Genomic DNA, 19,948 nt, shown 5'->3' on the forward strand with positions numbered 1-19,948 from the left:
AAGTAACAGATGCGAAATTTTTTTCTCAGGAATCGGTTACGAGGAGGTTTGGATGAAAGGTAAAATGAAACCTGTTCTCGGTTGCGCTATGTCAGTAGCGGCGCTTTCGATGTTTTCATCTGCCGCAGTTTTCGCTGCGCCGAACACAGGAATAGACGATGCGAAATGGAGCTTTACTGCGGTGGCAAATGTTGACACCCAGGTGAATATCAGGGCAAATGCCTCTACGGAGAGCGCGGTGGTAGGGTATCTTCCGAAAGCGGCTACGGCAGAGGTGATTGAGAGAGGGACAGAATGGACACATATCATCTCTGGCGGCGTGGAAGGTTACATAAAGGATGAGTTTCTGGCCTATGGGGATGAAGCAAAAAAGATTGCAGGCGTGTATGGGACGCCGGGAGTAGAGATATCCTGGGATAATGTGAATATGTTTGCCAGCCCGGACTGTTGTTCTGCTATCTTGAATAAAGCAAAAGGCGGAAGCGAGTATACGCTGCTGAATCAGGAAGGCGCGTGGTACGCAGTCCAGATGGATGATGCGACGGTAGCGTATGTTCCGGCAGAGGACGTACAGAAAACTACGATTTTAGAAAAAGCGATTCCGCTGGATACGGCATACGGGGAGAGCGACGGAACTTATACGGCAGCAAGCTGGCAGCCGGAATATGCGGAAGGAAGCGCGGCATGGACAGGGGATTCGGACAGTACAGATAGCAGCGCACCAGAGACATATGATGCGTCAAATAACGGTACAGCAGGAACATACAGCAGTGAGGACAGCGGTTCGTCAGAATCGTATGGCGATGCGGATGATTCTTATACAGAAACATCGGGTACAGCGGATGTGTCGGGAGATGCAGTTTCCGGTACACAGACGAGCGGTTCAAATGTTCCTACAGCAGATGCAGGGACAGAGGCGGCTGCATCTGAAGAAACGGTTACTACAGCAAGCGCGGATGACGTCTCCCTGCTGGCGGCGTTGATTTACTGTGAGGCCGGAAATCAGTCACGGGAAGGAAAAGTAGCGGTAGGGGCAGTAGTCATGAACCGTATAGCCAGCGGTTCCTATCCGGGAAGCATCCGTGAGGTTATTTACCAGAGCGGACAGTTCTCGCCCGCAGGAAGCGGATGGCTTGACCAGATACTGGCAGGCGGCGCGCCCAGCGACTGCTACGAAGCGGCACAGGCGGCGTTGAACGGTGAAAATCCTGTTCCGGGAGCATTGTATTTCAATACGAGTGCAGGCAAAGGGACGAAGATAGGAGCACATTGGTTTTATTGAATTAGTTAGAAAAAACAGGGATGCGGCGGCATCCCTGTTTTTAAATCTATAAGAAAATGCCGAACCTGGTCATTCGGCATTTATCTGAGCGCTTCGCTCATCTATTTTCTGAAGAATCCGCTCCGCTTCACTGCCTTCGACGGGTGTAGGCTGATAATTGTTAAACCCGGTTTCGGAAGAGATGCTGCAAGGGATGAGGGTGATATTTTCGTCTGTCAGGACTTCGCCGCTTTGGATGGTGAAGGTCTGCTGGAAAATCATAGTGTCCATATCGTCGGGGGCGCTATTTCCCCCAAAGCAGAAGTTTCCCAGGCTGTAGACAATATATTTTCCACGGTATTCCTCTATGCCCTGAAGTACGTGCGGGTGATGGCCTGCAACTAAATCAGCGCCGTAGTCAATAGCGATATGCCCAAGTGCCATCTGATTGGAGTCTGGTATAGTTTCCCGTTCATTTCCCCAGTGAAAAATTGTAATAATTAAGTCGGCGCCTTCCTGCTTTACCTTTGCGATGTTATCTTTGAGCTGCCGGGCGCGCTCCAGATGGTCGTGCAGTTCGTAAATGCCCACAAGCCCGATTTTGATACCTTTGATTGTGATAAGGGCGGTTTCATCGTAACCGAAAGCAGTAATTCCAGCGTCTGACAGGATGCGTTTTGTATCTTCAAATCCCTGCTCTCCGTAGTCATGGCTGTGATTGTTTGCCAGATTGGCAGCTTCCACAGAGGAGCCGGAGAGGATATCTACGAACCCGGGGGCTCCTTTGAAGGCAAATTTTTCACCGTTTCTTTCCGTGGATTCTGTGAGAGGTCCTTCCATGTTGATGATAGTAAGGTCATCTTCTGCAAAAATGGTTTTGACATTCTGTAGAAAATAGTCGCTGCCACGGTAGAGCTGGTAGGCGTTCAGGCTGGTGTCGTAGGCAAAAGCTTCATCTGTCCCCAGCGTGCAGTCTCCGACCAGGCTGATGGTAATCTGGGTGTTTAGATTTCTGAGCCGGGCAGCCGACGCTGCCTGCGGCGATGAGACATCCGTTTCCAGCGCTTGTGGAACTGCGGCGGCTTCTTCAGGTGCAGAAGATGGCAGCCAGGAAGCGCGGGTCAGATAAAGCGCAGTACCTGCCGTAAGAAGAGCGCCGCATAGCAGACAGAAAATCATAATATTCCGCTTTCGTTTTTTTTGCCGGTGGGCTTGTATTAATTTTTTCATGCGTGCCGTTTCGTCCATCTGAAATCCCCCCACATCGTATGCGCGGCTCTGCCGCCGTGTAATTTTGCAAAGTTATGCTAACAGTATATCTGATAAAAGTTATCGTTGCAATGAAAATGTGGTTCCATTTTTCAGCAGATTCGGATAAAATATAAATATAGGATATTTCGGCAGAAACTGGGTGTTGAAAATTAAGCAGAAATACGTTATAGTCATTGTAGAACAGATAGAAGGATGCGGCGAAGAAGGGGGGATGGCAATGAAACTTGAAAAAATAAATGATAACCAGATACTGTGGTCGCTGTATAAAGAAGATTTGATTCAGAACCAGATAAGCCTTTCTGATTTTGTGACGGGGACTCCCAAAGTGAAAGAGATGTTCCGGGAGGCCATCCGCCTGGCAGAGCAGGATTTGAGCTTTCAGGTGGACGGGTATATATTGAACTGCCGCCTGAAAGAATTAGATGAAGAGAAAATTACCTTTTCCATAACAAAGAAGGAATACATTCCTGAAACGCCATATCTGATAGGAGAGTTTGGGAGTCTGGATGAGGTGCTTGATGCGTCGAGGCTTCTTGCCAGGGAGATAGAGTTGAAAAATGAGCTGTATAAGTTTGAGGGCAGTTATTTTTTGATTATGCAGCCGGAGAGGAAAGATGATAAACAGCTTACCTGGTGTACCGTGAAGCTTTCCGAGTTTACAAATGTGGAAGCTGTCAGCCCGAACCAGCGGGCATTTATACAGGAGCATGGGGAATGTATTGTCCGTGATAACGCACTGCAAAAACTCGCGGGAATGATGTATGCGTAGTTAAATACCCTGCTGCAAGCGCGGCGCTTAGCTCATTGCCCGCGGAAATGGAAAACCCCACAGGCGGTAAACTGCCTGTGGGGTTTTACGGAGAGTGTGGGATTCGAACCCACGTGCCCAGTAAAGGACAACTGCATTTCGAGTGCAGCTCGTTATGACCACTTCGATAACTCTCCAGAATAAAGAATATTTCTTTCACAAGTTGTATTATATCCATATCAGTGCGAATAGTCAATGAAAAAATAAGAATGAAAAAAATAAAAAAAGGGGTTGACTTTTACCGGAAAACCATAGTATAATAGCGAAGCAGTCGCAAGACAGGCTGTACAGAATGGGGTCTTAGCTCAGCTGGGAGAGCATCTGCCTTACAAGCAGAGGGTCATAGGTTCGAGCCCTATAGGCCCCATTTCAATAAAATATATGGCGGAATAGCTCAGCTGGCTAGAGCATACGGTTCATACCCGTAGTGTCGAGAGTTCAAGTCTCCCTTCCGCTACTGGAGAAATCTCAAAGTGTTGAATATTCAGCATTTTGAGATTTTTTGTATTTTTAACAGTAAAGGCTTCGGAGAAATAGAACATAAAAAATCTTAATAAAATATGAACATCGTCAGAAAACATTCAGAATTTATTAATGAAAAAGGAAGAAAAAGCCATGTTTCATGTGCTAAGATAATCCGCGTAAGTAATTAAGAAAGAGATACGAAGGACATCGGGTATCTCAGTTTTAAGAGGAGGATAAATATTATGATGAAAAAAGTAATGGGATTTATGGCAATGGCAGTATTAGCAGGAGCGCTGGTGACAGGATGTGGAAAAGATGCAGCAGAAACAAATGCACCGGGCACAGAGGCAGCAACAGAGGCAGCAACAGAGGCAGCTGCTACAGAAGCGCCGACAGAGGCAGCAACAACAGAAGCAGCAACAACAGAAGCAGCCGAGTAAGAATAAGAACATACAAGACCGCCGCAGGATGTTGGTAAAACATTTTGCGGCGTTTTTTTTGTGTTCTGCCTATCCTTTTTAAAATGGGAAAATCGTGGTATATTAATAGTATGATTTTAAGATGTCAAAGAAGGAGGAAAGTATGCGCGTAGGAATGGGATATGATGTACACAAGTTAGTGGAGGGAAGAAAGCTGGTTCTTGGGGGGGTAGAAATTCCTTATGAGAGGGGGCTGTTGGGACATTCAGATGCGGATGTAGCGGTACATGCGATTATGGACGCACTTCTGGGGGCGGCAGCCCTGGGAGATATCGGAAAGCATTTCCCGGATACAGACCCGGCGTATGAAGGAGTTTCCAGCATAGGGCTGCTGCGTCATGTAGGGGAGCTTTTGGAAGAAAAGAATTATGTGGTTGAAAATATTGATGCGACAATCATTGCCCAGCGTCCTAAACTTCGTCCTTATATAGAAGGGATGGAACATAATGTGGCAGCAGCGCTGCAGATTGAGCCAGACAGAGTGAATATCAAAGCCACGACGGAGGAAGGGCTGGGATTTACAGGAGTGGGGGAAGGAATTTCTGCGCAGGCTGTCTGCGCTCTGGTTTCCCTGTTAGACAAAGTGGCAGACGACAGGATGGCAGGCGGATGCGGGAACTGCCGGGGGGGATGCGGCAGAAAAGATGAAGGGCAATGCTAGAAGAAAGGAAGGTACAGGCAGTTTGCCTGGAGCTTGGAGCAGAGTATGGAGTATGAGGTAAGGCTGCTGGACGCGGCAGAAAATGAAAAAACAAAAAGCCTGTATCAGAGGGTATTTCAAGAGGACAGTACGGAATTTGTGGAGTATTACTATCGGTATAAAGTCAGGGAAAACAGGATATATGTGGCGGAGGGGAAGGATGGGGAGGCGCTGTCTATGCTGCACTTGAATCCGTATCTGATGCGCCTGGGGACAAGAGACGTTTTTGGGGAATATATCGTGGCGGTAGCTACAGATGAGAAGTACCGCAGACAGGGGATGATGCGCCGCCTGATGGAAACGGCGCTGGAGGATATGCGGCGTATAGGGGAACCTTTTGCATTTCTGATGCCGGCAGATGAAAAGCTTTATCGGCCTTTTGACTTTGTGTTTATTTATCGTCAGAACCGGGGAGAGATTTATGTCAAAGATTTTTTGGGGCAGCCGTGCCTGGAATGCCGGAAAGCCGGGAAACAGGATATTCCGTCCCTGGCAGAATTTTCAAATGCCTATTTAAAGCGGAATTACAGGACATTTGCTTTCCATACAGAGGAGTATTTTGAAACACTGTTGGAGGAACAGAAGTGTCAGGGAGGCGATGTGGCGCTGCTATGCAGCCGGGGCAGAATCAGGGGATATTTTTTTACGGCGTTTGAAGAGGGGGCAGAAGTGCGCGAGCTTGTAGTGGAAGAGGGATGCGAGACATTTGTCCTGCCGGCTCTGGCGCATTATTTAAAGGAGGGCGGGCAGGTATCGTTTCATGGGTTTTCAGAGGATTTGATGGAAGCTCAGGAGAGGAAACCTATGATTATGGGAAGGATTGTAAATCCGGAGCGGTTTGCGCCGTGCCTTGCATGTGATAAACCAGCCGAATTTGTTTTCGGGCTGACGGATGATCTGCTGCCGCAGAATACAGGAATCTATAGATTCTATGGCGACCGGACGGGAGGAAATCTGGAAAAGTGTAATGGCAAAGCGCCAGAGTTTACCCTTTCTATAGGTGAATTCACAGCGTTGTCATTCGGGGAGCGGCCGCCCGGAATCTCAGAGGAGGCTGTAGGGGCATGGGAAAATATCCGCACTTGTGGGCCGGTTTTCATAAACGAAGTGGTCTAAATGGAACCTTTTGGTATTATGCAGAATTTCGCGAAGCCGCACTTGACTTTTAAAATTTGACATGTTATGGTAAACCAAGCGTTACCTATTATATAGTGTAAACCCGGTTATGGGTTTACTCTTTTTCATCTCATAGGAAATTTTCTCCGGATTCCTGCGGGATGGAATCGTAAAGGATACGAAATTTTATTATAAAAAGGAGGGGTAAACAAAATGTTGAAGGAACTTTCGAAATCTATCCGAGAATTTAAGGCAGCATCAGTTAAGGCTCCGGTATTTGTTTCACTGGAAGTCGTGCTGGAGTGTATCATCCCCTTTATCATTGCGCAGCTTGTCAATGAGATTAAGGCGGGGTGCGGACTGGGAGTTATTGCAGGCTACGGAGCTGTTCTGATTGTGATGGCGGGGCTTTCCCTGGCATGCGGCGCGGCAGCAGGCGCCTATGCGGCAACCGCTTCCTGCGGATTTGCGAGAAATCTGAGGAAAGATATGTATTATCAGATACAGACTTATTCTTTTGAGAACATTGACAAATTTTCGACGTCGTCTCTGGTAACCCGGCTGACTACGGACATTACGAATGTGCAGCAGGCTTATATGATGATTGTGCGTATCGCTATCCGATGTCCGCTGATGCTGGTTTTTTCTCTGGTGATGGCGTTTATCATGGGAGGCAAGATGGCGGTAATCTTTGCGCTGGTAGTTCCGGTGCTGGGGGCAGGGCTTTTTGCGATAGCGCGGCTGGTTATGCCGCTGTTCCGGAAGGGATTTAAGATGTATGATAATCTGAATAGCTCGATTCAGGAAAACGTGAAAGGAATGCGTGTGGTTAAATCTTATGTGAGAGAAGAATATGAGAAGCAGAAGTTCAGCGGAGCAGCAGGGGATGTGTGCGTTCAGTTTACGAAAGCGGAGAGGATATTGGCGTTTAACAATCCGCTGATGCAGTTCTGCCTTTATACCGTGATGGTGTTTGTATTATTTTTTGGCTCTTATACGATTATCACAACAAAAGGGCTGGCGCTGGATGTGGGACAGTTTTCTGCGATGCTTACATATAGCTTCCAGATTTTGAGCAGCTTAATGATGCTTTCTATGGTATTTGTGATGATTACGATGGCAAACGAGTCGGCGCAGCGTATCGTGGAAGTGCTGAGGGAGGAGAGCAGCATGAAAAATCCTGCAGAACCGGTCTGTGAAGTAAAGGACGGTTCCATTGATTTTGACGGGGTAAGCTTTAAATATTCGGCTAAAGCGCAGAAAATGGCGCTGGCGGATATTGACCTGCATATCAGGTCAGGTGAGACGATTGGCATTATCGGAGGCACAGGTTCTTCGAAATCATCTCTGATTCAGCTTATTTCCAGGCTGTATGACGCTACCGAAGGCACTGTAAAGGTGGGAGGACTTGACGTGCGGGACTACGATCTGGAGTCCCTGAGGAACCAGGTGGCGGTAGTTTTGCAGAAAAATGTGTTGTTTTCAGGAACAATCAAGGAAAATCTGAGATGGGGAAATCAGGAGGCTGCGGACGAGGAGCTCATAGAAGCATGTAAGCTGGCGCAGGCAGATGAGTTTATTTCCCGCTTTCCAAACGGATATGATACCTATATTGAACAGGGCGGCGCCAACGTATCCGGAGGTCAGAAACAGAGGCTTTGCATTGCGCGGGCTCTTCTTAAAAAACCGAAGATACTGATTCTGGATGATTCTACCAGCGCAGTGGACACAAAGACAGATATGCTGATTCGCCAGGCGTTTAAGACGTATATTCCTGAGACCACAAAGCTTATTATTGCACAGCGTATTGCTTCAGTGCAGGATGCGGATAGGATTATCGTCATGGACGGCGGGACAATCCAGGCAGTGGGAAATCATGAAGAGCTGCTGAAAAAGAGCGCAATTTACCGGGAAGTATATACATCTCAGAATAAAGGGGGTGAAGCGGATGAAGAGTAAGAAACAGGGAACGCTCAAACGAGTGATTAAGATGCTGTTTGAATTTTATCCGGTACTGATGCCTTTGGTGGTTGTGTGTGTGCTGCTGAATGCGGTGGTGAGTTCTATACCTGCTATATTTATGCAGAATATCATTGCTCTGGTAGAGCAGAGCTGGCAGAGCGGCGACTGGGCGGCAGTTTCCGGGGAAATTGGGAAATTTGTAGGAATTTTGGTAACGCTTTATGCAGTTTCCCTGGCGGCTGGGGTCGCTTTTACTCAAATGATGGCGGTTGTTTCCCAGGGGACTTTGAAAAAGCTGAGGGAGAAAATGTTTAATGGGATGCAGGATTTTCCGATAAAATATTTTGATACCCACAATCATGGGGACATTATGAGCTATTATACAAATGATATTGATACCCTGCGGCAGATGATTTCCCAGAGCTTTCCGCAGCTTATGATTTCGCTTATCATGGTCATGACCGTTTTTGGGCTTATGGTTTACTACAGCCTCTGGATGGCGCTGGTTGTTGTCGTGGGGGTAGTATTCATGGTAACAGTGACGAAAAAAGTGGGGGGGAATTCCGCAAAATATTTTATCCGTCAGCAGGCGGCTCTGGGCAGGACGGAAGGATTTGTGGAAGAGATGATGAACGGGCAGAAGGTAATCAAGGTATTCTGCCATGAAGAAGAGAGCAAGGCGGATTTTGACAAAATAAATGACGGGCTGTTTCGGGATGCAGAACGGGCAAACCGTTATGCAAACATGCTGATGCCGATTCTCGGAAATATTGGAAATGTGCTGTACGTAGCCGTAGCGCTGACGGGCGGGCTGCTTTTATTGGCAGGAGTGCCGAATGTGAGCATATCAGGACTGGCTCTTAGTATTAGCATTGTCGTACCGTTCCTGAATATGACCAAACAGTTTGCAGGAAACATCGGCCAAGTGTCGAACCAGCTGAATGCGGTAATTATGGGACTGGCAGGGGCGCAGCGTATTTTTGCACTGATCGACGAGGCACATGAGGCGGACGAGGGCTATGTCACGCTGGTCAACGCCCGTGAAGAAAATGGGGAGCTGACAGAGTGTGAGGAGCGTACCGGGATGTGGGCGTGGAAACATCCGCACAGTGCCGACGGAAGCGTGACATATACGAAGCTTTCCGGTGAAGTGAAAATGTTTGACGTGGATTTTGGATATGAGCCGGAAAAAACAGTACTGCATAATATTACCCTGTATGCGGAGCCGGGGCAGAAGGTGGCTTTTGTAGGCTCTACCGGGGCAGGAAAAACCACAATCACAAATCTGATTAACCGCTTTTATGATATTGCGGACGGGAAAATTCGTTATGACGGCATTAACATCAATAAAATCCGAAAGTCGGACCTCCGCCGTTCTCTTGGAATTGTACTTCAGGATACGAATCTTTTCTCGGGAACGGTCATGGATAATATACGTTACGGAAAGCTGGACGCTACGGATGAAGAGTGTATGGAAGCAGCAAAACTTGCGGGGGCACATGATTTTATCACCAGACTTCCGGAAGGGTATAATACCGGAATTTCAAGTAACGGATCCAATCTTTCCCAGGGACAGCGCCAGCTGATTGCGATTGCACGCGCAGCGGTGGCAGATCCGCCGGTGATGATTTTGGATGAGGCGACTTCGTCTATTGATACCAGGACTGAAGCGATTGTGCAGAGAGGCATGGATGCGTTGATGAAGGGCAGGACGGTATTTGTTATTGCCCACAGGCTTTCTACTGTACGGAATTCGGATGTTATTATGGTTCTGGAGCAGGGACATATCATTGAGCGGGGAAGTCATGACAAGCTGATTGAGGAGAAAGGGAAATATTATCAGCTTTATACGGGGGCATTTGAACTGGAATAACAGGAATCTATAACATATCAGAGAGAACACCAGGCATATATTGATAGTAAGCATCATTCGGGAGTATTTCTATGGAAGAAAGACTTGAATACAACTATCGGGGGCTTGGTGTTCTTACTTTATGTGTTCTGCTGTTTGCAGTAGGTATCTGGAGATTCGGAGGCGGAACGGCACCAGTGAGCAGTACATTCGGGGGAAAGGCGCAGCCCGTCTGCAGCGTTATAACGGACAAAAAGCAGGTGTCACTAACGTTTGACACGGTCGGGGGGAACGGAGATATACAAGAGATTTTGAATATTTTAGCAAAATATCAGATAAAAGCGACATTTTTCATTACCGGGGAGTGGGTAAAGAGATACCCGGAAGATGTGAAGCGGATTCTTGCAGGAGGGCATGATTTGGGAAATCATACGCAGAATCATGAAAATATGAAAGGGCTTACAGAAGAAGAGTGCCAAAAAGAGATGTTGGAACTTCATGCGGAAGTGAAGGCTTTGACGGGATATGATATGTTTCTGTTCCGCTCCCCTTATGGAAATTATGATAATCGTGTGCTTTCGTGTGCAAAGGAGTGTGGGTATTATGCTGTTCAGGGAAATGTAGACAGTTTGGATTGGAAGAATTATGGGACGCGCTCCATACTTGAAACAGTACTAGATAACAAAGAACTGGGGAATGGTTCAATTATACTGTGCCGCAGCGGCGGAAAGTATACCGTGCAGGCATTAGAGCAGCTGATTCTGGGGCTGCAGAAAAAAGGCTTTGGTCTTGTTCCTGTATCAAGCCTGATTTACAAAGAGAACTATTACATAGACCAGGAGGGGAGGCAGGGGCTTATCCAATCCTAAGAAGAATAAAAGGCATCCGGAGCAGCGCTTCCGATGCCTGAAAAGAAGGAGAGGGCGACACAAACTGCAGATGCTTTTTGTGCGCCCTGAAAGTTATGAAAAAGAAAAAGATAAAAATTTTATCAGCTTTTACAGCTATTACTATATTGTGAAAATATGAAAGTCATGTGGCATTGATGTGAAAAAAACGTGAATATAGTTTAAACAAAAATCAAATTGATGTACTGAGAAAGGGAACGGTCGTCCTCTTCTGCCAGGTCTTTTAAATCCACGATAATATCCGGGTCAAGTGTGATGCTGATTTTGCTTTTTAATGGTTTCATATTCATGTTTCCTCGGGAAAAGGAGGATTTAGGAGAAAAATTTGGGCGATTTTACAATGAATGAAATTTGGTAGTGGCAAAACTTACGTAAAAATGTTAGAATAAATAGAAAGTCACAACAAAAACATTGTGCAGGTAAACTAAAGGAGGTTCATTTATGAGGGTGGCAAAAAATTTTTTCAGCTTTCTTTTAGCGGTTGTGCTGATGGGCACAAGCGTTTTTCCGGCAACTGCGTTTGAAAAGCCGGAAAATGCCGAGACGGCATTAAAGGGAGGGTATGCATCTACGCAGGATAAGTATGCGATTTATCCAATACCGCAGAGCACGGTATATCCGGGCGGAGAGTTTGTGCTGGGAGCAAATGTACAGGTGGTAAGCGAGAGCGGCATTGACGAGTATACGAATGCGTTTCTGGAGGAAATCCTGGGGGATTACGGAAGAACGAAAACAGAGAGCGGTACAGTTGGAAGCGGTCAGAAGATTCTTCTGGGTATCAAAGGAAGCGGCGGCGCCGTGGATACCTGGGTGGGTTCTAATGTGGCGGTTTCCAAAACAGATCTTTTTGAACAGACAGATTCCTACCTGTTGAGTGCAAAGGACGGCACGATTGTGATTCTTGGGCAGGATACGGATGCAGTATATTATGGTCTGGCTACGCTGCAGATGATGTTTTCTTCTTTTGCCGGAAGCCGTTTTTTGAATGTACAGATTGAAGATTATGCGACCATGAAGACAAGGGGATTCATTGAAGGGTTTTATGGTGCATGGAATTATGAAGGGCGCGAAAGCATGATGTGGTCAGGGCGGGACGTGAAGATGAATTCCTACATCTATGCGTCAAAAGACGATCATTACCATAAGAGCGATGACCTCTATCCCACAACCCCGGATGAAGGCCAGTCGGAAGAGGATTTAGAAATTAATAAGATCCGCAAACTGGTGGAGGCAGGGGAAAAGACGAAGGTAAGATATGGATGGTCTATTCACCTTACATATTTCTTCGGCGATTTAGGGACAATTGGCACGGCGGCATATGAAGCAAATTTCAATGCAAAGGTAGAACGTTTGAAAGCGAAGTTCCAGCAGCTGTATGACGTAGGCGTACGGAAATTTGCTATTTTGAATGATGATATTGGCGGCGGGGATCTTGAACAGATTGTCATACTGTTGAATAGGATAGACAATGAGTTTATAAAAGCGAAAGAGGATTGTGAAAATCTTACTTATTGTATGAAAGGGTATAACAAAGCCTGGTCAGGCAGCGGGGAAGAGCTGGAATCACTGAAGGCTTTGAATTATTCCATTGATTTGTTTTGGACAGGGGATGATGTGAATTCTCCGATTACGCAGGAAACTGTAGACTATGTGAGAAATGCAACAGACGGGCATGACGTGGTTTTCTGGCTGAATTATCCGGTAAATGAGCATGCGAAATCGGGGCTGTTTCTTGGAAATATCAATCACTATGCGCGGAACAATGTAACGGGGCTAAATGGACTGATGTCGAATCCATGTCGCTATACGGAAGCGAATAAGGTGGGGTTATTCCAGCTGGCATGCCTGATTTGGAACAATACGAACTTTCTGGAAAATGCAGATATAATCTGGCGGGATTGTTTTAAGTATCTTCAGCCGGAGGTGTATGATGCGTATCTGACGATTGGAAAGCATGTGGCGAACTGTCCGGATTCCACCAGGGTATCAGGATTTCCGGAGTCGGAAGACCTGAAAGAAGATTTGGAAGCGGTAGAAGCAAAGATTGTGAAGGGCGAGCCGGTTTCAGAAGATGCCGGGGCACAGAGAATCAAAGAAGAGTTTGCCAAGATAAAAACGGCAGTAGAAACATTCCGCAGTAAATGCACGAATAAAATTTTAGTGGAGGAGATAACTCCGTGGCTGAATTCGCTCTATGATGTAGCAACGGCAGGTGAAGCGGCTATGCAGGCTGTTTTTGCTATGGAAAAGACAGATGTGGACGGCGCTTGGCAGGGAGTGGCTGCCGCGGGAAAAGCAATGGCAACACAGGCTGCGTATCCTGCTTATGCTGGCGCTGATAAGATGGCGCAGGCGGGGAGCAGACGCCTGGTTCCGTTTATCAATAAGATTGTGCCGGTTGCAAAGCGGTGGGTGATGCCGCATTTAAATCCTTCAGCAGTAGTGACTTCTTTTTATGGAAAGATAGCGGGAGAGGAAGTGGGAGATACTGCGGAGACAGCAAAGATTTTTGACGGGAATCTTGCGACTTCATGTACTTTGACGCCTGCGCATCAGGTGGATGATTATGTTGGAATTGATATGGGCAGAGTTGTACCTGTATATAGTATCGAAATTTTCCAGGCAGCAAATGATGAGGGTGATGCAAGTCAGGTGAATAACTATTTCCACCATGCTGTTTTGGAATATTCAGAGGATGGGAGTGAGGGAAGCTGGACACAGATAGGAGGAGTCTATGATTTCCAGCGCCATATCAGTGAAGAAGTTGAGATTGAAGCGAGATATATTCGCTTGCGCGCCGAATCAGTGGGGAGACCGGGCAAGCCGGATCATTGGACAACAATTCGTGAGATTATCATTAATGGCAATGAGGAAGAGGAAAAGTTCGGCGTCTGCACGAATATGGATACAACAGTAGGAGAAGTGTCTCACCAGGAGGGAACTTACAGCTTGGCAGCAGATGGTACGGTTTCTTTAAAAGCAGGAGAGTACCTGGGAATAAAGTTTGAAGAACTTTCTGAGTTAAAGAGCGTGAATGTAGACTGTCCGGCAGGGCTGGTACTGCAGTACTCAGAAAACGGGGTTATCTGGGAGAATATGCCGAGTTCCCCAGGCGGTACAGCGGCGCGATATGTGCGTTTGTACAATGGGGCGTCGCAGGCAGTGAGTTTCACGGTGAATAATTTTTCTGTTGCGGCGGAAGGAAGTACCGGGCTTAATCCTGCCGTTGAGACATCTTTGGGACTGAAAGAAGGAAGCTGGGAGAATCTTTTCGATGGGAAACTGTCAACTTATGCATGGACGAACTCAAATCAGACGGCGGGCGATTCGATTATTGTAGATTTGGGCGCGGAGATTCCGGTTTCTGAATTTACAATTATAACCGGAGATGACAGACCGAAGCTTTATAATGCAGAAGTGAAGGTGTCGTCAGATAAGAATAATTGGACGCGTGTTGCGGAAATCCACGAAGAAGGGGATAATGTTGTAGGCGATATCGAAACAGAAGGCGGGATTTATCGAAATATTAAAGTGGATATGGAAGGACAGGCCATTCGATATATACAGATTCTGATTACGAAATATAAAGAAGCATATTTAAAGATTCTGGATATTGATATCAAAGCGATAGAAAAAGGAAGCATGGTATTCGAAGGAACCCTTACAGGTAAGTTAGACAATATGATAGATGGGGATGTTTCTACTGTATATATGTCGGATAAGCTTTCTGACGGAACTGATTATTTAAAGTATAAACTGACGGAGAATACAAAGCTCACTTCTGTTACGTTCCTCCAGGATGGCGCAGATATTACAAATGCGCTTGTCGAAGCGGAAATTTATGATGGAAATACCGTCAGGACGGAAACTATCGGGAGACTTGACCGGGGAAACACTGTTTTTTACCGAAAAGGTGATGAGGATATCTTGTCCTTTACGATAACCTGGCCGGAAGGAACACGTCCGACTCTCTATGAGATTATCTCAAATGCAGGAGAAAAAGTACATGAAATTTATCTTAAAAATGATGCGGAAACGAAAAGCATATACTGTGCAGATAGGAGGATGATTGTTCTGCCGCAGGATACTTATCAGAAAGAAGGATATATTCTGAGCGGCTGGAGTGATGGGACAAAGACCTACGCAGCAGGTACGTATTATGAAATGGGTACAACAGATGTGACCTTAACCGCAGTATGGGAAAAAGCTGTAAAAGTTTCTTTTATTAGTGAAGGAAGCCAGACAGAGAACGCGTATTATGCATCGGGAAGTACCATTGTTTTGCCGGAAAAGGAGAGGGAGGGTTACGTCTTCAAGGGATGGAAGGATGGCAGCAAGATTTATGCGCCGGGAGAATCCTATCAAATAGATTCTGCGGATGTGACTCTGACGGCAGTATGGGAGAAGAAGCTTGCTTCAGAAGAAAATCCCGGTGGAAATAACAAACCAAAGCCTGTTCCGGTACCGCAGCCAACAGCACCGGGCGTCCCAGGCGGCCTGAAAGCGGCGAAGAATGCAAATACATCTATCAGCCTGTCATGGAATTCCGTTGCCCAGGCAAATGGCTATATTGTTTCCATGTATGATACAAATACGAAGGCGTGGAAGGATGTAAGCCTTGTGGGCGGTACATCTTATCAGGTAAAGGGATTGAAGAGCGCTACAGAGTATCAGTTCCGCGTGAAGGCATACAAGTCTCATTATGGCAGCAGGATTGCAGGTGCAGACAGCAGCATTTTAAAGACAGCGACTTCCCCGGTAAAAACAAAACTGAAAGTGAAAAAGACGGGAAAGTCCAAGGTAAAGCTTATCTGGAACAAGAAAGCAAAGGCGGACGGTTTTGAGATTTCTATGAGAGTAGGCAGTAAGGGAAAATTTAAGCGTATCGCGTCTAAGAAAAAGAATGTCGTGTCTATGACAAAAAAAGGAATGAAGAAGGGCAAGACATACACATTCCGCTTAAGGAGCTATAAGAAGTCGGACAGCCGTAAGATTTATAGTGCATATACGACGAAGAAGATAAAAATGAAGTAAAAGCAGCCCCGGCAAGTGATAAAAGCTTGCCGGGGTTTTATTGTTTTTTAGCTTGTTGAAATTTGAATTGCAGATACTGAAGAATTTCGCGTTTAGAATCGTCGGGAAGCAGACGGTAATAATGGAGCAGCGCTTCTTCGTCCTCGCCGGAGGAAGGCGGGATGCCTTCCATAGTGGCGGCACAGGGAGAGAACTTGGGGTTGCACAGCAAATCATCCAGAGAAACCTGGTAAAAATTGCAGAGCCGAATAATCAGATCCAAAGGCGGTGTGCGTTTGCCGCATTCATAATTTGAGTAGGAAGGACGTTCAATATTTAGTTTAGAACTGATATATTCCTGAGTATAATGATGGTATTCGCGTAAATCTTTAAGACGTTGTCCGAGCTCTATGTTTTTCATAACTCCTTCCTCCTATGTGTTTTAAAATAGTATAAATGCTTGTATTATCGCACTTTTGAAAAGAATTTATCAAAATGTAAACCTTTATCAGTATAACAATATTATTTAGTAATATCCTTAGATGCAACGAAATGAAACATAAAAATGGAAAAATATAGTACAGCGTATAAAAAAGAAAAATAAGGAAAGACTTTACCATAAGTATCTGTGAAAAGAAGAAGCTTAAAAGCAAGCTTCCAAATCTACCAAGATGATGCAGTAAGTGCGTCAGAAAGAGGACAATGTGATGGAACAGAAAATCATGACATGCCTGGCGGATAATATGGCATATTTCCAGGAAAAGCTTAATATTCAGAAGAGCTTTGATATTATATGCAGAATGACGATGGTGGCGGATCATAAAGCATGTTTCTATTTTATTGACGGGTTTGTAAAAGACGAGCTAATGGAAAAGCTGATAGAATTCTTTTATTCTATTACACCAGAAGATTTGCCGGAGGATAGTGCAGGGCTGTCCAGGGACGCTATGCCATATGTAGAGGTAGAGCTTCTGGATGGACGTGAGGAAATAGAAGCCAATATCCTTTCCGGTGTATTGTGCCTGTTTATTGATGGATATGACAAGTGCTTTGCCATTGACTGCCGGACGTATCCGATGCGCAGTGTGGCGGAGCCGGAAAAAGATAAAGTGCTGCGCGGTTCGAAAGACGGATTTGTAGAGACGGTAGTATTTAATACCGCTCTGATACGCAGGCGTATCCGTGATCCACATCTTGTTATGGAGATGCAGCAGGCGGGGAGCTGCTCAAAAACAGATATTGTGCTATGCTATATGGAAGACCGTGTAGACCGGGCATTTCTGGAGGAAATCAGGAACCGTATACAGAATCTGCAGGTGGAGGCTCTGACTATGAACCAGGAAAGTCTGGTAGAGTGCCTTTATCGAAGGAAATGGTTTAATCCATTTCCGAAAGTAAAGTATACCGAGCGCCCGGACGCGACAGCAGCCAGCGTGCTGGAAGGGAAGATTGCTATATTGGTAGATAATTCTCCTGCGGCAATTATTCTTCCGGTTTCTATTTTTGATATTGTAGAAGAGGCAGATGATTTTTACTTTCCGCCGATTACAGGCACATATCTGCGTCTTAACAGGCTTTTTATCGCAATTCTGACGCTGCTCCTGACGCCGGGCTGGATTCTTCTTATGCAGAACCCTGAGTGGATACCCCCGGCATTTGATTTTATTAAAGTGGAAGGGGACATTCATATCCCGTTGCTGTTTCAGCTGTTGATTCTGGAATTGGGAATTGACGGGCTGAAGCTCGCGGCTATCAATACTCCGAATATGCTGACAACACCTTTGAGTGTTATTGCGGCGATTGTGATGGGAGAGTTTGCGGTGAAATCAGGGTGGTTTAATTCTGAGACAATGCTCTATATGGCATTTGTGGCGGTGGCAAACTATACCCAGGCCAGCTATGAGCTGGGGTATGCTTTGAAATTTATGCGGATTATACTGTTGGTTTTAACAGCAGCATTTAATTTGTATGGTTTCGCGGCGGGAATCCTTCTTACCTTGCTGGCTATCAGCTGTAACCGAACAATATCCGGGAAAAGTTATCTGTATCCTTTGATTCCGTTTAATGGAAAGCAGCTCGCACGGAGGATTTTCAGGAAACGGATAAAGTCTGGTGAATAAATTCCGAAAATCGGGGGATAATTAGGAAGGACAAATAATTTTTTGCAAAGGAGAATTCTTATGAAACAGTTGAAGAAAATGATGCTAGTCATGACGCTGGCGCTCTGTGCACTGGGGCTGACGGCCTGCAGGACAAACAGTAATGATAATACTACAAACACTACAGAAAACGGAAACGCTACTGGGAATACATCCGCAACAGAAACGAATGGAGCTACGGATAATACCACAGGTACAACCGGGGAAACGCTGACGAATGAAACCGGGGAAGATACGGTAGGCACAGGCGCAGGAACGGGTTCAGACGGACAGAATGATGCGGGGACAGCGCCGAATAAGGAAAATAGCGCGGGCGATGATATCCGTGAGGGTGTAGATGATATCGGCGACGGCATACGCGAGGGCGTAGATGATATCGCGGATGACTTAGATGGAAATAGAGATACAGACAAAGCAAGATAAGGAAGCTCTGAGGGCAAAAATACCCATACAGGAAAGCATTTACGAAAAGAGGCCGTTCCTGGCAGCAGATGCTGAGTGCTGCGGGAGCGGCTTAAAAAATGATAAAAAAATACCTCTTTTCTGTCACACGGGCGGGAGGCCATTGTCTAATTTAGTAGGAGGTAAAATCTATGAACAAAAAAACAAATGAAGAATTGCAGGCTTTCGTTGACAAAGCCACAGCAGGGGATAAAAAGGCTCTTGAAACTCTTGTTGCGGGTGTGCAGGACATGGTATTCAATTTATCCCTGCGGATGCTTGGCACATTTGCGGATGCGGAGGACGCCACACAGGACATTCTGCTGAAAATGTCTTGTACCAATGTGATGCTGCAATGTCTTGATACGGAAAGCAGATGTATTTTTATATTAGGTACGATGTTTAAGGTCGACAGCCGCATCGCGGGGGATATTTTAGGAATGACTCCCGAAGCGTATCGTCAAAGGCTTTCCCGAATACGCAAAAAAATGGCAGACTTTCTTGGGCAGTATTGCGGAGAATATGGCGCCGGAAGATGTAAATGTAAAGAGAGAGTGAATTACGCGATACAAAATCATCGGATAAATCCGCAGCAGCTGGATTACGCGGCAGCCACGGAAATTCCCATGCAGACGATGCTTGATGTAAAGAGCGCTATGGAAGATATTGATGACTTATCACAGGATTTTTCGTTCTGTAAGCCTTACCAATCTCCTGAACGCACGAAACGTTTGATACAGGAATTTTTAGATTCCGTGCAGTTTTCTATCATACAAAATTCGTAAAGGAGACGACAGATCATGAACATAAAAATAATTATGGATTACTTATCAGAACTAAGCATGAATAATAACCGTGAATGGTATCATGCAAATAAAGAAGATTACAAAAAGGCAAATGCTGAGTTTGAAGAGGTATTACAGGCTTTGATGATGGAAATAGGAAAATTTGACAGCAGCATTTTACATAACAATCCGAAAGACCTTACCTTTAAGATTGTAAGGGATACCCGTTTCAGCCACGATAAATCGCCTTACAATCCTGCGTTCCGCGCCCATATTTCTTCGAAAGGGAAACTTCCTGTACCTGTTGGATATTATCTTATGATAAAACCCGGCAATCAGTCTTTTTTAGGCGGCGGCCTGTTTGCGGATATGTTCAAAGAGGCGACAACGATGGTGCGGGATTTTATTGTCCGGAATGGTGAAGAATGGGAAACGATAATCCATGAGCCGGAGTTTGAAAAATATTTTACTGTACAGGGGACGGCGTTAAAGAATGTCCCGGCGGGGTATGGGAAAGAACACCCGCAGGCTGAATACCTGAAATTTAAGAGCTGGTATCTGGAATATCCGTTAAAGGATGAGGAATTGAATGATACAGAAACATTTCTTGTAAAGGCAGCGGAGACTTTCCGAATCATGAAACCTTTTAATGACTATTTGAACAAAGCGCTTGTAGATTTTCAGATGCCTGCAAGATAAGGAAATATTTGAGGGGGGATTGTGATAA

Annotated in this window: 17 protein-coding genes and 3 tRNA genes; 16 read left to right on the forward strand and 4 right to left on the reverse strand. The window is 45.7% G+C overall.

Features of this window, described 5'->3' with window-relative positions:
- Positions 1–52: 52 nt before the first annotated feature.
- Complete coding sequence (locus NFR99_RS09470; RefSeq protein ID WP_251353482.1) at positions 53–1,282, forward strand: cell wall hydrolase; 1,230 nt, start codon at positions 53–55, stop codon at positions 1,280–1,282.
- Between the two features lie 69 nt (positions 1,283–1,351).
- Here NFR99_RS09470 and NFR99_RS09475 read toward each other — a convergent pair whose 3' ends face one another.
- Entirely contained in the window at positions 1,352–2,509 is a 1,158-nt protein-coding gene (locus tag NFR99_RS09475; RefSeq protein ID WP_243126782.1) for a CapA family protein, read from the reverse strand.
- Between the two features lie 163 nt (positions 2,510–2,672).
- Here NFR99_RS09475 and NFR99_RS09480 point away from each other — a divergent pair, with 163 nt between their 5' ends.
- On the forward strand, positions 2,673–3,302 hold the full coding sequence (locus NFR99_RS09480; protein WP_135975392.1) for an adaptor protein MecA: 630 nt from the start codon (positions 2,673–2,675) through the stop codon (positions 3,300–3,302).
- Positions 3,303–3,390: 88 nt separating this feature from the next.
- On the opposite strand, the gene NFR99_RS09485 is transcribed toward NFR99_RS09480, so the two are convergent.
- Positions 3,391–3,478, reverse strand: a tRNA-Ser gene (locus NFR99_RS09485).
- Between the two features lie 157 nt (positions 3,479–3,635).
- Here NFR99_RS09485 and NFR99_RS09490 point away from each other — a divergent pair.
- The 8 genes from NFR99_RS09490 (at position 3,636) to NFR99_RS09525 (ending at position 10,784) form a co-directional block, all read left to right on the forward strand.
- Positions 3,636–3,708: transfer RNA gene (locus tag NFR99_RS09490), tRNA-Val, on the forward strand.
- A gap of 16 nt (positions 3,709–3,724) precedes the next feature.
- Positions 3,725–3,798, forward strand: a tRNA-Met gene (locus tag NFR99_RS09495).
- Positions 3,799–4,048: 250 nt separating this feature from the next.
- On the forward strand, positions 4,049–4,246 hold the full coding sequence (locus tag NFR99_RS09500; RefSeq protein WP_135975390.1) for a hypothetical protein: 198 nt from the start codon (positions 4,049–4,051) through the stop codon (positions 4,244–4,246).
- 142 nt (positions 4,247–4,388) lie between these two features.
- Complete coding sequence (ispF, locus tag NFR99_RS09505) at positions 4,389–4,946, forward strand: 2-C-methyl-D-erythritol 2,4-cyclodiphosphate synthase (protein ID WP_120485331.1); 558 nt, start codon at positions 4,389–4,391, stop codon at positions 4,944–4,946.
- A gap of 45 nt (positions 4,947–4,991) precedes the next feature.
- Entirely contained in the window at positions 4,992–6,101 is a 1,110-nt protein-coding gene (locus NFR99_RS09510) for a GNAT family N-acetyltransferase (protein WP_120485332.1), read from the forward strand.
- A 213-nt stretch (positions 6,102–6,314) separates the two neighbouring features.
- Positions 6,315–8,060 (forward strand): ABC transporter ATP-binding protein, encoded by a 1,746-nt coding sequence (locus NFR99_RS09515; RefSeq protein ID WP_120485333.1) that lies wholly within the window; start codon positions 6,315–6,317, stop codon positions 8,058–8,060.
- The gene (locus NFR99_RS09520) at positions 8,050–9,936 is read left to right on the forward strand and encodes an ABC transporter ATP-binding protein (RefSeq protein WP_120485334.1); all 1,887 of its coding nucleotides are present in this window, start codon (positions 8,050–8,052) and stop codon (positions 9,934–9,936) included. Before NFR99_RS09515 ends, NFR99_RS09520 begins: the two co-directional genes overlap by 11 nt.
- Before the next feature lie 71 nt (positions 9,937–10,007).
- Entirely contained in the window at positions 10,008–10,784 is a 777-nt protein-coding gene (locus tag NFR99_RS09525) for a polysaccharide deacetylase family protein (RefSeq protein WP_120485335.1), read from the forward strand.
- A 200-nt stretch (positions 10,785–10,984) separates the two neighbouring features.
- Here NFR99_RS09525 and NFR99_RS09530 read toward each other — a convergent pair whose 3' ends face one another.
- Positions 10,985–11,107, reverse strand: a complete 123-nt coding sequence (locus NFR99_RS09530; protein ID WP_120485336.1) for a toxin-antitoxin system protein — start codon at positions 11,105–11,107, stop codon at positions 10,985–10,987.
- A gap of 157 nt (positions 11,108–11,264) precedes the next feature.
- Here NFR99_RS09530 and NFR99_RS09535 point away from each other — a divergent pair, with 157 nt between their 5' ends.
- Positions 11,265–15,857 carry a beta-N-acetylglucosaminidase domain-containing protein gene (locus NFR99_RS09535; protein WP_251353483.1) on the forward strand — a complete coding sequence of 1,531 codons (4,593 nt, stop codon included), beginning with the start codon at positions 11,265–11,267 and terminating at the stop codon, positions 15,855–15,857.
- 37 nt (positions 15,858–15,894) lie between these two features.
- Here the strand turns inward: NFR99_RS09535 and NFR99_RS09540 are convergent, their stop codons facing one another.
- The gene (locus NFR99_RS09540) at positions 15,895–16,257 is read right to left on the reverse strand and encodes a helix-turn-helix domain-containing protein (protein WP_120485338.1); all 363 of its coding nucleotides are present in this window, start codon (positions 16,255–16,257) and stop codon (positions 15,895–15,897) included.
- A gap of 286 nt (positions 16,258–16,543) precedes the next feature.
- Between NFR99_RS09540 and NFR99_RS09545 the strand changes: the two genes are divergently transcribed.
- The 5 genes from NFR99_RS09545 to NFR99_RS09565 are packed head-to-tail and all read left to right on the forward strand — an operon-like array spanning position 16,544 to position 19,920.
- Positions 16,544–17,956 carry a spore germination protein gene (locus NFR99_RS09545; protein ID WP_243126784.1) on the forward strand — a complete coding sequence of 471 codons (1,413 nt, stop codon included), beginning with the start codon at positions 16,544–16,546 and terminating at the stop codon, positions 17,954–17,956.
- 60 nt (positions 17,957–18,016) lie between these two features.
- Positions 18,017–18,418, forward strand: a complete 402-nt coding sequence (locus NFR99_RS09550; protein ID WP_120485339.1) for a hypothetical protein — start codon at positions 18,017–18,019, stop codon at positions 18,416–18,418.
- Positions 18,387–18,608, forward strand: a complete 222-nt coding sequence (locus tag NFR99_RS09555; RefSeq protein WP_120485340.1) for a hypothetical protein — start codon at positions 18,387–18,389, stop codon at positions 18,606–18,608. Before NFR99_RS09550 ends, NFR99_RS09555 begins: the two co-directional genes overlap by 32 nt.
- Positions 18,589–19,221 carry an RNA polymerase sigma factor gene (locus NFR99_RS09560; protein WP_135975383.1) on the forward strand — a complete coding sequence of 211 codons (633 nt, stop codon included), beginning with the start codon at positions 18,589–18,591 and terminating at the stop codon, positions 19,219–19,221. The genes NFR99_RS09555 and NFR99_RS09560 overlap by 20 nt, the downstream gene beginning before the upstream one ends.
- A 15-nt stretch (positions 19,222–19,236) precedes the next feature.
- On the forward strand, positions 19,237–19,920 hold the full coding sequence (locus NFR99_RS09565; RefSeq protein WP_251353484.1) for a DUF2461 domain-containing protein: 684 nt from the start codon (positions 19,237–19,239) through the stop codon (positions 19,918–19,920).
- The last annotated feature ends 28 nt before the right edge of the window (positions 19,921–19,948 follow it).

Source organism: Hominisplanchenecus murintestinalis (assembly GCF_943193015.1).
Lineage (GTDB): Bacteria > Bacillota > Clostridia > Lachnospirales > Lachnospiraceae > Hominisplanchenecus_A > Hominisplanchenecus_A murintestinalis.

Coding starts and splice junctions, on each gene's coding strand:
- NFR99_RS09470 (WP_251353482.1), top strand. CDS start 53: ATGAAAGGTAAAATGAAACCTGTTCTCGGTTGCGCTATGTCAGTAGCG.
- NFR99_RS09475 (WP_243126782.1), bottom strand. CDS start 2,509: ATGGACGAAACGGCACGCATGAAAAAATTAATACAAGCCCACCGGCAA.
- NFR99_RS09500 (WP_135975390.1), top strand. CDS start 4,049: ATGATGAAAAAAGTAATGGGATTTATGGCAATGGCAGTATTAGCAGGA.
- ispF (WP_120485331.1), top strand. CDS start 4,389: ATGCGCGTAGGAATGGGATATGATGTACACAAGTTAGTGGAGGGAAGA.
- NFR99_RS09510 (WP_120485332.1), top strand. CDS start 4,992: ATGGAGTATGAGGTAAGGCTGCTGGACGCGGCAGAAAATGAAAAAACA.
- NFR99_RS09515 (WP_120485333.1), top strand. CDS start 6,315: ATGTTGAAGGAACTTTCGAAATCTATCCGAGAATTTAAGGCAGCATCA.
- NFR99_RS09520 (WP_120485334.1), top strand. CDS start 8,050: ATGAAGAGTAAGAAACAGGGAACGCTCAAACGAGTGATTAAGATGCTG.
- NFR99_RS09525 (WP_120485335.1), top strand. CDS start 10,008: ATGGAAGAAAGACTTGAATACAACTATCGGGGGCTTGGTGTTCTTACT.
- NFR99_RS09530 (WP_120485336.1), bottom strand. CDS start 11,107: ATGAAACCATTAAAAAGCAAAATCAGCATCACACTTGACCCGGATATT.
- NFR99_RS09535 (WP_251353483.1), top strand. CDS start 11,265: ATGAGGGTGGCAAAAAATTTTTTCAGCTTTCTTTTAGCGGTTGTGCTG.
- NFR99_RS09540 (WP_120485338.1), bottom strand. CDS start 16,257: ATGAAAAACATAGAGCTCGGACAACGTCTTAAAGATTTACGCGAATAC.
- NFR99_RS09545 (WP_243126784.1), top strand. CDS start 16,544: ATGGAACAGAAAATCATGACATGCCTGGCGGATAATATGGCATATTTC.
- NFR99_RS09550 (WP_120485339.1), top strand. CDS start 18,017: ATGAAACAGTTGAAGAAAATGATGCTAGTCATGACGCTGGCGCTCTGT.
- NFR99_RS09555 (WP_120485340.1), top strand. CDS start 18,387: ATGGAAATAGAGATACAGACAAAGCAAGATAAGGAAGCTCTGAGGGCA.
- NFR99_RS09560 (WP_135975383.1), top strand. CDS start 18,589: ATGAACAAAAAAACAAATGAAGAATTGCAGGCTTTCGTTGACAAAGCC.
- NFR99_RS09565 (WP_251353484.1), top strand. CDS start 19,237: ATGAACATAAAAATAATTATGGATTACTTATCAGAACTAAGCATGAAT.